This window comes from Aeromicrobium sp. CnD17-E, assembly GCF_024124745.1.
Classification (GTDB): domain Bacteria; phylum Actinomycetota; class Actinomycetes; order Propionibacteriales; family Nocardioidaceae; genus Aeromicrobium.
The window spans coordinates 1-10,822 of the sequence record NZ_JAMXRU010000103.1 but is presented as its reverse complement, the minus strand read 5'-3'; the positions used below and the strand labels follow the sequence as shown (position 1 = coordinate 10,822).

Below are 10,822 nucleotides of genomic sequence, written 5' to 3'. Positions count from 1 at the left end.
CCGACGTGCGCGCGGTGCAGCGCGAGGCCGCCGTGCTCACCTGCCAGGCACCTCGGGCGACGTCGGCCCGGGCGTTCGTGGTCGACGCGCTGGAGCCCGACGGACGGTGAGCCTCCCCGGAGTTGTCCGTCCCGGCACCTAGCGTCGGGGCGTGCGCACCAACCGGTTCGAGGGCTTCTGCGCCGCCTGCACCCTCCACGTGCTCGCGGGTGCCGGTCGGCTCACCGGCACGCCAGGCGCCTGGCGCACGTGGTGCGTCGCCTGCGCACCCCGGCCGCCGGCACGGGGCGGGCACGACGGCTGGCACCGGCTGCCGCTCGCCTCGCTCGACCTCGAGACCACCGGCACCGACGCGCTGCTCGACCGCGTCGTGAGCTTCGCGCTGCTCGACGAGCCAGGCTTCGAGATCACCGGCCTCGTCCGGCCCGACGTCCCCGTGCCCGAGGCGGCCGCGGCCGTCCACGGCATCACGGACGCGATGCTGCAGGACGCCCCGACGTCGGCCGAGGCGCTGCCGGTCGTGCTCGACTGGCTCGCGACGGTCGCCGAGCGCCGGGTGGGGCTCGTGGTGTTCAACGCCTGCTACGACCTGTCGATGCTGCGCGCCGAGGCGCGCCGGCACGGACTCGCCGAGCCCGACTGGGAGCGGCTGCTCGTCGTCGACCCCTACGTCGTCGACTGGGGGATCGAGCGGGGCGCGCTGGGCCGGCGTCGCCTCGGCGACGTCGCCGCCTACTACGGGGTCGCGCTCGACGGTGCGCACGACGCCACGTGCGACGCGGTCGCCGCGCGGCAGGTGGCGGTCGAGCTGGCGGCCCGGCACGTCGACGTCGGCACGCTCGACCTGGAGCAGCTCATGCACGCCCAGCGCGGCTGGTACGCCGAGCGCGCGGAGGACTGGAACGCCTACGCCCGGCGGGTCGGGCGCGACCTCGACGACCCCGCCGGGTGGCCGCTCGTCGGCTGAGCCGACGGACGGTCGGGTGGTCGGTCCGGCCTACGCCTCCACGCCCCGGACGCGGGCCAGGATCGCCGCCGCGGCGGCGTCCGGCGCCTGCTCGGGGATCCAGTGCGTCACGCCCTCGAGCACCTCGTAGCGGTAGTCGGCGCTCACGTGCGCGCCGCACGCGTCGGCCCCGGCCCGACCGATGGCGAGGTCGTCGTCGCTCCAGACGAAGGTGGTCGGCACGTCGACCGACGGCAGCCCCGCCAGCTCCGGCGTCATGGCTCGGTACCAGCCGAGGGCGGCGGTCAGCGCCCCCGGCTCCTGGAGCTGCGCGACGAAGGCGTCGACGAGGTGCGCCGGCACGGCCCCCTGGTACATGGCGCGGAGCCGACGCGCGTCGTCGGCGAGCAGGAGGTCCTCGGCCGTCCCCTCCTGGCGGAACAGCCCGATGTAGGAGCCGCGCTCGCGGGCGTCCGCGTCGTGCGCGAGCGCCGCGTTGTAGGCGGCCAGGTGCGGCACGGAGAACGTGGTCAGGGTCTCGAGACGGTGGCCGTGGTGCGCGGCGACGTACCAGGCGACGGCCGCGCCCCAGTCGTGCCCGACGAGGTGGAAGCGCTCGAGCCCGAACGCGTCGGCGAGGCTCACGACGTCCTGCGCCAGGCGGTCGGTGGCGTACGCGGCGACGTCGGTCGGCCGGGCGCCGGGGGAGTAGCCCCGTTGGTCGGGGGCGATGACGCGCAGGCCGGCGTCGGCGAGCGCGGGAGCCACGTGCGACCACGACAGCGAGGACGCCGGGAACCCGTGCAGCAGCACCACCGGCGGGCCGTCCTCCGGTCCGGCGAGCCGGACGTCGAAGGTGAGGTCGCCGACGGCGACGGCGGTGGTCTCGGAGAACGCCATGAGCACATCGTGGCGCACGAGAGGGGCCACGGCGCCTCGTCGTCCCCAGGACGCGCCGACCGGTCGCCGCCTCAGTCCGACGGGGCGCCCGCCCGCTCCAGCGCCGCGCGGTCGAGCGCGGCTCCGGTGGCCACGTCGGGGGCGGTGCCGCCCCGGTCGGCGTGGACCCACCACCGGTCGGCGTCGGACCGCGGCTGCTGCGGGTAGTGCGCGACGGCGTCGTCGAGCAGCCGCTCCAGGGCCTCCCTGAGTCGCGACGTCAGCTCCGCCACCGACTCGCCCTCCCGGGGCAGGAGCGGCTCGCCGACCACGACGTCGACCGCCACCCCGCGGCGCAGCGTGCGGCGTCCGTCGACCGTGAGCAGCCGGTGGCCGCCCCACACGACGCAGGGCACGAGCGGGACGACGGCCCCGGTCGTCCGGGTGGCGTGCAGGGCGAGTGCTGCGGCCCCCGGCTTCAGCCGCTTGACGCGGAAGGAGCGCGAGATGGTGGCCTCGGGGAAGACCCCCACGACCTCGCCCGACGTCACGAGGCGCCGGGCGTGGCGGTAGGCACTGGCGCCGGTCCAGCGCTCCACCCGCACGTGCCCCATCGCGCGCATGAGCCGGCCGACGACCGGGGCGTCGAAGACCGAGGCCTTGCTCATGAAGCGCACCAGTCGTCCTCGCTGGCGCGCTGCCCACTCCAGCAGGACGAAGTCGAGGTAGCCGGTGTGGTTGGCGGCCAGCACCGCGGCACCGCTACGTGGCAGGTGCTCGAGCCCACGAGCCCGCAGGCGCACGCCCCACGCGCGGAGCAGCAGGGCGCCGGCGCGGTTCACCCAGCGATAGGTCCGGTCGGTGCCGCGGGTCACCCGTGCGGGCCGGGTCGGGTCGGGTCTCACGTCAGAGGTTCGGCGCTGGGCTGCTGGAGGACGGGGCTGCTCGCCGAGCGGTCGGCCGACACGCGCAGCGCGCCGGCCGTGAGCAGCGCGATCGCCGCGCCGTAGAGGGCCATGACGGCCACCGACACCGTGGCCGACCCCGGGTCGACGCGGCCTGCCTCGCCCAGGGCGATCAGCCCGTCGGAGACGAGGAAGAGGGCTCCGCCGACGCCCGCCAGCACGTCGACGCACGACGACGTGACGGCGGTCGCGAGCAGCAGCACGGCGTAGACCGGCACGACCGGACGCAGGTCGGCTGCGAGGCCGCCCCACGCCCAGGCGACGAGGGCGACACCGGCCAGCAGGTACGTGACCAGCAGGAGGGGGTTCGGGCGACGCTCCCGCACCGCCCCGGCGCGCACGAACAGCGTGACGAGGCAGGCGTGGGCCGCCGCGAACGAGGCCATGCCGGCGACGAACAGCCCGTCGACCTCGAGCAGGAGGTCGCCGCCGAGGCACAGGACGAGCGCGGCCACGAGCAGCCTCGGACCGCGCTCGGCGACCACCCACGCCACGAGCACGGGTGCCAGCAGGCACTTCGTGACGCTGTCCCACGGGGCCAGGTCGGCGGCCAGGAGCACCAGGTGCACCGCCAGCACGGCGACGAACACGACCACGTACGGGCGTGCGACGGGTCCGGTGCTGCCGTGCCGAGCGTGCATCGGGGCAGGCTACTACCCGGCGGCGGCGTCGGGCTCGCGTCGTGCGGCTCGGCGGGCCCGCTTGTCCTCGTACATCGACCGGTCGGCGCGCTGGAACGCGAGGTCGACCGGCTCGTCGCCGGGGAACACGAGCGACCACCCGAACGAGGCCTCCACGCCCTCGTGCGCGAGCGCGTCGCGGTAGCGCTGCAGCGTCCGGCTGAGCAGCCTCGGTGACACGTCCTCGACCAGGACGACGAACTCGTCGCCGCCGTACCGCGCGATGGTGTCGTGCACGCCGCGGGCACCGGTGAGGGCGTGCGCGGTGCGCTGCAGGAGGGCGTCGCCGGCGGCGTGGCCCTCCCGGTCGTTGACCTCCTTCATCCGGTCGAGGTCGCACAGCACCACCGCGGCGAGGTCGCCGTACGCGCTCGCGCGGACCGCGGCGTCGGCGAGCACGGAGTCCCAGCCCCGTCGGTTGACGAGGCCGGTGAGCGCGTCGGTCTGGGACAGCGCCTCCGCGGTGCGCCGCTCGCGGTCGCCGCTCTCGGCCCGGCGGGCGAGCGACAGGTGGGCGCCGAGCAGGTCGCCGAGGACGGCGAGGAGCTCGGCGTCGACCTCGGCCCCGTCGAGCGGGTCGACGCCCAGGCCGCAGAGCATGCCGAACATCTCGCCCTCCGCGTCGCGGATCGGCGCGCCGGCGTAGCTGCGGGTGGCCCCGATGCGCAGGTCGCTGTACTGCGGGTGCGTGGTCACGTCGTCGACGATCGCGTCGGCCCCGAGGTCGAAGGCGCGGTGGCAGTACGACTGGTCCCACGGCCGACGGTCCCCGACCTTCACGAGGGTCCCGGGGGTGGCGTGCAGGAAGACCTGCTCGCCCTCGATCCGCCGGTTGACCGACCAGTCGCTGATGGGCGTGCTGCGCCTCAGGTACTCCACGACGCGGTTCGCGACGGCGCTGAAGGTGTCGGTCCCCGTGGCGGGGGCGAGCGGCTCCATGGCCTCCATCCTGCCAAGATTCTGTCCGCCCGCTGGTCGAGTCGATCGGTTCAGTACCAGGAAGGGAGCGACAGTATCCGTCCTGGTACGCTGGCGCCGTCGTCCCCGTCGCCGGAAAGGTCACCATGCCCGCCGATCGTCTGATGCCGACGCCCGAGTCGGCCGACCTCATCGCCCTCACGCGCGAGCTCGTCGACGACAAGCTGCGCCCGCGCGTCGACGAGGCCGAGCGCACCGCGACCTTCCCGCGCGACGTCTTCACGCTGCTGGGCCGAGCCGGCCTGCTGGGTCTGCCCTACCCCGAGGAGCTCGGCGGCGGAGGCCAGCCGTACGAGGTCTACCTGCAGGTCGTCGAGGAGATCGCCTCGGCCTGGGCAGCCGTCGGCGTCGGGGTGAGCGTCCACGCGCTCTCCTGCTTCGGGCTCTTCGAGGCCGGCACCGACGAGCAGAGGCGGCGCTGGCTGCCCGACATGCTCGGGGGAGACCTGCTGGGCGCCTACTGCCTCTCCGAGGCGCACGCCGGCTCCGACCCGGCCGCGATGCGGACCAAGGCGGTCCGCCAGGGTGACGACTACGTCATCACCGGCGCGAAGGCCTGGACCACCCACGGCGGGCAGGCCGACTTCTACAAGGTCATGGCCCGCACCTCCGACGAGAAGGGGCGGGGCATCTCCTGCTTCCTCGTCCCGGCCGACGCCGGGGGCCTCACGGCCGACGTGCCCGAGCAGAAGATGGGGCTCATGTCCTCGACGACGGCCACGATGCTGTTCGACGGCGTCCGGGTCCCTGCGGAGCGGCGGCTGGGTGCCGAGGGCCAGGGCCTGGCCGTCGCGCTCGCCGGTCTCGACGCAGGACGGCTCGGCATCGCCGCGGTCGCCGTGGGAGTCGCCCAGGGTGCACTGGACGTCGCCGTCGCGTACGCGAAGCAGCGCGAGGCGTTCGGCAGGGCGATCATCGACCACCAGGGCCTCGGCTTCCTGCTGGCCGACATGGCAGCGGCTGTCGACTCCGCGCGGGCCACCTACCTGCATGCCGCCCGGCTGAAGGACGCCGGACGCCCGTACGGGCGGGCCGCGTCGGTCGCCAAGCTCGTCGCCACCGACAACGCCATGAAGGTGACCACCGACGCCGTCCAGGTGCTCGGCGGCGCCGGCTACACCAAGGACTTCCCCGTCGAGCGCTACATGCGCGAGACCAAGGTCATGCAGATCTTCGAGGGCACGAACCAGATCCAGCGGCTCGTCATCAGCCGGCACCTGAAGTAGGAAGAAGGAACCCATGCAGCTCACCGGAACCTCCGCCGTCGTCACGGGTGGCGCCTCGGGACTCGGCGCGGCGACCGCGGCCGAGCTGGCCGCCGCCGGAGCGGCCGTCGTGGCGGTCGACCTGGCGCAGTCCATCGAGAAGGCGCCCGACGTCGACGGTGTCACGTACGTCGAGGCCGACGTGACCGACGAGGCGCAGGTGCGCAACGCCGTCGCCGCCGCGTCCGAGCAGGCGCCGCTGCGCGTCGCGGTGAGCTGCGCCGGCATCGGCACGGCCGGTCGCGTGCTCGGCAAGGGTGGTCAGGGCATCCACGACCTCGGCCTCTTCGCGCGCATCGTCAACGTCAACCTCGTGGGCACCTTCACCGTGCTCGCGGTCGCGGCCGAGGCGATGGCCGCCACGGAGCCGCTCGAGCACGGCCAGCGCGGCGTCGTCGTCAACACCGCGTCCATCGCCGCGTTCGACGGGCAGATCGGCCAGGCCGCGTACTCGGCGAGCAAGGGCGGCGTCGTCGGCATGACCCTGCCCACCGCCCGCGACCTCGCGCAGTACGGCATCCGCGTGAACACGATCGCGCCGGGCATCATCGACACCCCGATGCTCGCGACGGTCGGCGAGGAGATCCGCGCCGCGCTCGCGAAGGGCGTGCCGTTCCCGCAGCGGCTGGGCCGCCCCGACGAGTACGCCCAGCTCGTCCGGATGATCGTCGAGCACGACTACCTCAACGGCGAGACCATCCGCATGGACGGCTCGCTGCGCATGGCCCCGCGATGAGCGGGACGCCGGACGCACCGGGACACTGGGTCCATGACTGACGCCCCCGTCCTGCTCGCGGTCGACGCCGGCGTCGCCCATGTCGAGCTGAACCGTCCGGACGCCTCCAACACGATCGACCTGCCCTTCACGGCGGCGTTCGCCGACGTGCTCACGCAGGTGCGCGACGACGACGCCGTGCGGGTGGTGCTCCTCACCGGTCGGGGTCGGATGTTCTGCGCCGGCGGCGACCTCGGCGCGATGGACGCGGCGCCCGACCGGTCGGCGTTCCTGCAGGAGCTCGCCGACGCGCTGCACGACGGCGTCCGGCTGCTCGACGGGCTCGAGAAGCCGGTCGTGGTCGGGGTGCAGGGTGCGGCGGCGGGCGCCGGTCTGTCGCTGGTGCTCGGCGGCGACCTCGTGGTGGCCGGCCGGTCGGCGGCGTTCGTCACCGCCTACACGTCGGTCGGCCTGACGCCCGACGGCGGACAGTCGTGGCTGCTGCCGCGCGTCGTGGGACTGCAGCGCGCGCTGGAGCTCACGCTGACGCCACGCCGGCTCTCCGCCGAGGAGGCGCGGGAGTGGGGGATCGTCACGCGCGTCGTCGACGACGAGGCCGTGGCCGACGAGGCGCTCGCGCTGGCCCGCCGTCTGGCCGACGGTCCTGCGCGGGCGTTCGGCCGGGCGCGTCGGCTCGTGCGCGGCTCCTTCGAGACGCCGCTGTCGGACCAGCTCGACCGCGAGGCGCGCAGCATCGCCACGTCGGTCGCGGAGCCCGAGAGCGCCGAGCTGATCGGACGCTTCCTCTCCCGGGGGCGCTAGGCGTCGCGAGGCGCCCTCAGGCGCGGCCGGCGGCCTGGGCCAGGACGGGCTGGATGCACAGCTGGAGCACGTCGACCAGCGTGTCGACGAGCTCCTCGCGCGAACGGGCGCCGGGGTCGGCCAGCCAGCGCGACACGACGGCGTCGGCCAGGCCCACCAGGCCCGTCGCGTAGACGTCGCGGAGCGGGAGCCGGGCGGCGGCGTCGGAGCCGATCAGCTCGCCCGCGAGCGTCGCCACGACCGTCACGACGACGTCGGTGATGCGGTCGACCGGACTGCCGGAGCCGGGTGCGGCGGGGAGCGCCCGCACGAAGTCGTAGAGCGGTCGGTGCTCGAGCACGAAGTCGAGGTAGGCGTCGATCGTGCCGCGCAGGCCCGCCTCCACGCCGTCGTCGGTGGTCATGCGCACGATCACGTGGTCGAGCAGCATCGAGACGATCCGGTCGGCGACCGCGACGTCGAGGTCGTGGCGGTGGTCGAACTGGCGGTAGAGCACCTGCCGGGTCACGCCGCAGGCGCGGGCGATCGACTCGACCGGCGCGTCGGCGCCCTCGCCGTCGATCACCGCGACGGCCCGCTCGACGATCTCCTCGCGGCGTCGCTCGCGGTGCCCCGCCCAGCGGCTCGCGCGGCCGTCCCCCGTCGTGGTCATGGCCACAGCGTATCGACGATGCTGTGACATCGTGTAACCGTTACAGTGCGTAGCAGTCACCATCGTGCTGGAGGTCCTGATGAACCCGTTCGCGTCCATGCCCGCCTGGGCCGCCCGCGTCGTCGCCGTGCAGCTCATCGCCGTGCTGACGATGCTGATCGTCGGCCTGGTGATCCTGCTCCCGTTCCTCCCGCGCCTCGCCGCCGCCGGGGTCGCGCTGCCCGAGCTCACCGAGTCCGCCGAGCGGTCGCCGCGCACGCTCGACCAGGTCGAGCGCATCGACGGCAACGTCGCCCGCGTGGTCCCGCCGGTGCTCGAGGCCGTCGCGGTGCTGCCCGAGGTCGGCGACCAGCTGACGCAGCTGCTCGAGGTCGCCCGCTCCCTCGGTGCGACGGCCGACGGGGTGGTGTCGGCGGCCGATCGTGTGGCGGGGGCGGCTGAGCCGCTCGGCTCCGTGGGTGGCGACATCCGGGCCCTGCGCGAGCAGATCGACGGGCTGGAGTCCCAGCTCGCGTCGCTGCAGGGCCTGCACGAGCCGATCGACTCCCTCGCCACGTCGGCCCGGCCCCTCCCCGGCCAGCTGGAGCAGCTCACCGCAGCGGCCAGCGCCATCGCGACCGTCGCCGACGTGCTCGACCAGCTGGTCGGCTCGATCGGCCGGATGGAGCAGCACGTCGCCAACCTCGACCGCAAGACCGGCCCGGTCCTGCTCCCGGACCTCACCTCCCCCTAGCCCTCCGCGCGTCCTCACCCTTCCTGCGGTTTGTGGAGATGGTGACGGTCCTCCGCGGAGATTCCGTCACCAGCTCCACAAAACGCGGGGGAGGAGGAGGGGAGGAGGGGAGTGGGGTCAGGTGGTGCGGGTGGCGTGGTCGACGAGGACGGCCAGCTGGTGGAAGGCGGCGGCGTCGTCGAGACCGGTGTCGGCCTCCACGGCGCCGCGATGGATGGCCTCCAGCACGAGCCCGGCGACCGAGCCGACGAAGCGCGGGTCGAGCCGCCGTCGGCCCGACGCCTCCACCAGCTCCTTGACCCGCTGGGCCGCCAGACGGACGTTGTTGCGGTAGACCTCGCGGGCCGGCTCGTAGGCGTCGAGGTCGGCGAAGTAGGTCGGCCCGGCGGGCGCGAGCTCCTCGGCGATCGCGTCGAGGTAGACGCTGATCCGCCGTCCGCGGTCGGGCTCGGCAGCCACCCGACGCTCCACGGCGTCGGTCGAGCGACGGAACGACTCGCGCACCGTGGCCTGGATGATCTGCTCCTTGCTCGGCGCGACGACGTAGAGCGTCGACTTCGAGCAGCCGAGCCGCCGGGCGAGGTCCTCGAGGCTGAACGCGAGGAAGCCCTCCGCGTGGAACAGCGGGATCAGCTCGTCGAGCAGCGCCCGGCGGCGCGCGTCGTCGCGGGCGGCGACGCTCGTCGGACGGACCATGCCCCGACCCTACCGTGGGCGAGTACCCGAGATGCCCGCTCAGTACCCTGCTCGCGGCCCGCGTCAGGCGACCGTGCGTCCCAGGGAGCGGATCTGCGCTGGGGAGACGGGGCGTCGTGCGGCTAGGGTCCTGACGTGGACTCCTCGGGGGACAGGGTCGTGCTGACCGTGCTCGCTGGGGTCACGCTGCAGTGCGACGGCGCACCCGTCGCGCTGTCGAGCCTCGAACGCGCGCTGCTCGCCGGGCTCGCCGTGGGGGCCGGGTCCTCCAGCGACACGCTCGTCCGCTGGCTCTACGACGACGCCCCACCGACCTCGGCGCGCAACCGGGTGCAGGCGCTCGTCTCCGGCCTGCGTCGCAAGTGCGACGCACCTCTCGTGCGCACGGCCGCCGACGGCTACCTCCTCGACGACGACGTCACGACGGACGTCGGACGGCTGCGGGCGTGCCGCGACCGGGCGCGGGCGCGGGCGCAGCGCTCCGAGGTGGGGTGCCTCGACGACTTCCGGGCCGCGCTCGACCTCGTGCCCGAGGAGGTCCTGCTCGACGTCCGCCCGACGTCGGCCGTCGAGCTCGAGCGCACGCGTCTCGCGGCCGAGCGGCTCGGTCTCTGGGAGGAGCACGTCGCGGCGGCGGTCGCGCTCGGCCGGGCCGACACGGTCGTCGCCGACCTGGCCCTGCTGACCGCCCTGCACCCGTTCCACGAGGGCCTGCTCGCCCACTCCGTGCTGGCGCTCGCGTCGGTGGGGCGTCGCGAGCAGGCGCTGCGGGTCTACCGCGAGGCGTTCGAGCGGCTCGACGTCGAGCTGGGGGTCGAGCCGTCGGACCTGCTGCGCTCCGCGCACGCCCGGGTGCTGGAGGGCGACGTGGTACCGGTGCGGGCGTCCGAGGTCACGACCGTGCCCGGCGCCGACGCTCTGCGCCGACCCACCGCGCCCCGCACGCTGCCGCGGCGCTCGCCCGGCTTCGTCGGCCGCACGCACGAGCTGGAGGCGGTGCTCGACGCCGCACGGCAGGTCGACGACGGCCCGGTCGTCGTGCACCTCACGGGGCTGCCGGGGATGGGGAAGTCGACGCTCGCCGTCGAGGCGGGCCACCGGCTGCGCGACCGCTTCCCCGACGGCTCGCTGCACCTCGACGCCGGCCGCACGCCGACGGGTCCGGACGCCGGGGCGGCCCTCGGCACCTTCCTGCGCCTGCTGGGCACGCACCCCGAGGCCGTCCCGGCCGACGTCGCCGAGCGAGCCGCCCTCTACCGCAGCCTGCTGCACGAGCGGCGGGTGCTCGTCGTGCTCGACGACGTGGGGGCGGACGTCGCCGCGCCGGCCCTGCTCGACCTGCTGCCGGCGTCGGCGGGCTCGATGGCCCTCGTCGTGTCGCGTCGGGACCTGCCGTGGCTCGACGCCGACGTGCGCGTGCCGGTCGGCTCGCTCTCCGCGAGCGCCGCGCGGGAGCTGCTCGTCCGCGAGCTCGGGACGGAGCGGGTCGAG

The 10,822-nt window shown here is 74.7% G+C and carries 12 protein-coding genes; 6 read left to right on the top strand and 6 right to left on the bottom strand.

The features are described from left to right. The first annotated feature begins 151 nt into the window (after nt 1–151). The gene (locus tag NH339_RS15185; protein ID WP_253026834.1) at nt 152–967 is read left to right on the top strand and encodes an exonuclease domain-containing protein; all 816 of its coding nucleotides are present in this window, start codon (nt 152–154) and stop codon (nt 965–967) included. A gap of 30 nt (nt 968–997) precedes the next feature. On the opposite strand, the gene NH339_RS15180 is transcribed toward NH339_RS15185, so the two are convergent. The 4 genes from NH339_RS15180 to NH339_RS15165 form a co-directional block, all read right to left on the bottom strand. After that, nucleotides 998–1,846, bottom strand: coding sequence for an alpha/beta fold hydrolase (locus tag NH339_RS15180; protein ID WP_253026832.1), 849 nt, complete (start codon nt 1,844–1,846; stop codon nt 998–1,000). Nucleotides 1,847–1,917: 71 nt separating this feature from the next. Beyond that, nucleotides 1,918–2,730 carry a 1-acyl-sn-glycerol-3-phosphate acyltransferase gene (locus NH339_RS15175; RefSeq protein WP_253026830.1) on the bottom strand — a complete coding sequence of 271 codons (813 nt, stop codon included), beginning with the start codon at nt 2,728–2,730 and terminating at the stop codon, nt 1,918–1,920. Then, complete coding sequence (locus NH339_RS15170) at nt 2,727–3,431, bottom strand: lysoplasmalogenase (protein WP_253026828.1); 705 nt, start codon at nt 3,429–3,431, stop codon at nt 2,727–2,729. The genes NH339_RS15175 and NH339_RS15170 overlap by 4 nt, the downstream gene beginning before the upstream one ends. 12 nt (nt 3,432–3,443) lie before the next feature. Next, on the bottom strand, nt 3,444–4,409 hold the full coding sequence (locus tag NH339_RS15165; RefSeq protein ID WP_253026826.1) for a diguanylate cyclase: 966 nt from the start codon (nt 4,407–4,409) through the stop codon (nt 3,444–3,446). Between the two features lie 125 nt (nt 4,410–4,534). Between NH339_RS15165 and NH339_RS15160 the strand changes: the two genes are divergently transcribed. The 3 genes from NH339_RS15160 to NH339_RS15150 are packed head-to-tail and all read left to right on the top strand — an operon-like array spanning nt 4,535 to nt 7,250. After that, a complete protein-coding gene (locus tag NH339_RS15160) occupies nt 4,535–5,674 on the top strand; it encodes an acyl-CoA dehydrogenase family protein (protein ID WP_253026824.1) in 1,140 nt (379 codons plus the stop codon). Between the two features lie 13 nt (nt 5,675–5,687). Continuing rightward, complete coding sequence (locus NH339_RS15155; protein WP_253026822.1) at nt 5,688–6,449, top strand: SDR family NAD(P)-dependent oxidoreductase; 762 nt, start codon at nt 5,688–5,690, stop codon at nt 6,447–6,449. 33 nt (nt 6,450–6,482) lie between these two features. Next, complete coding sequence (locus NH339_RS15150; RefSeq protein WP_253026810.1) at nt 6,483–7,250, top strand: enoyl-CoA hydratase/isomerase family protein; 768 nt, start codon at nt 6,483–6,485, stop codon at nt 7,248–7,250. A 16-nt stretch (nt 7,251–7,266) separates the two neighbouring features. Here NH339_RS15150 and NH339_RS15145 read toward each other — a convergent pair whose 3' ends face one another. After that, entirely contained in the window at nt 7,267–7,902 is a 636-nt protein-coding gene (locus tag NH339_RS15145) for a TetR/AcrR family transcriptional regulator (protein WP_253026808.1), read from the bottom strand. 79 nt (nt 7,903–7,981) lie between these two features. Between NH339_RS15145 and NH339_RS15140 the strand changes: the two genes are divergently transcribed. Continuing rightward, complete coding sequence (locus NH339_RS15140) at nt 7,982–8,635, top strand: hypothetical protein (protein WP_253026806.1); 654 nt, start codon at nt 7,982–7,984, stop codon at nt 8,633–8,635. Nucleotides 8,636–8,752: 117 nt separating this feature from the next. Here the strand turns inward: NH339_RS15140 and NH339_RS15135 are convergent, their stop codons facing one another. Further along, nucleotides 8,753–9,331: a TetR/AcrR family transcriptional regulator gene (locus tag NH339_RS15135; RefSeq protein ID WP_253026804.1), complete on the bottom strand. Its 579-nt coding sequence runs from the start codon at nt 9,329–9,331 to the stop codon at nt 8,753–8,755. Nucleotides 9,332–9,466: 135 nt separating this feature from the next. Here NH339_RS15135 and NH339_RS15130 point away from each other — a divergent pair. Further along, a partial coding sequence (locus tag NH339_RS15130) for a BTAD domain-containing putative transcriptional regulator (RefSeq protein WP_308207084.1) occupies nt 9,467–10,822 on the top strand: 1,356 nt, incomplete at its 3' end.

Excerpts from the sequence above, each read along its gene's own strand:
- NH339_RS15165 (WP_253026826.1), bottom strand. The coding sequence starts at position 4,409 with ATGGAGCCGCTCGCCCCCGCCACGGGGACCGACACCTTCAGCGCCGTC.
- NH339_RS15155 (WP_253026822.1), top strand. The coding sequence starts at position 5,688 with ATGCAGCTCACCGGAACCTCCGCCGTCGTCACGGGTGGCGCCTCGGGA.
- NH339_RS15150 (WP_253026810.1), top strand. The coding sequence starts at position 6,483 with ATGACTGACGCCCCCGTCCTGCTCGCGGTCGACGCCGGCGTCGCCCAT.
- NH339_RS15170 (WP_253026828.1), bottom strand. The coding sequence starts at position 3,431 with ATGCACGCTCGGCACGGCAGCACCGGACCCGTCGCACGCCCGTACGTG.
- NH339_RS15135 (WP_253026804.1), bottom strand. The coding sequence starts at position 9,331 with ATGGTCCGTCCGACGAGCGTCGCCGCCCGCGACGACGCGCGCCGCCGG.
- NH339_RS15180 (WP_253026832.1), bottom strand. The coding sequence starts at position 1,846 with ATGGCGTTCTCCGAGACCACCGCCGTCGCCGTCGGCGACCTCACCTTC.
- NH339_RS15160 (WP_253026824.1), top strand. The coding sequence starts at position 4,535 with ATGCCCGCCGATCGTCTGATGCCGACGCCCGAGTCGGCCGACCTCATC.
- NH339_RS15145 (WP_253026808.1), bottom strand. The coding sequence starts at position 7,902 with ATGACCACGACGGGGGACGGCCGCGCGAGCCGCTGGGCGGGGCACCGC.
- NH339_RS15140 (WP_253026806.1), top strand. The coding sequence starts at position 7,982 with ATGAACCCGTTCGCGTCCATGCCCGCCTGGGCCGCCCGCGTCGTCGCC.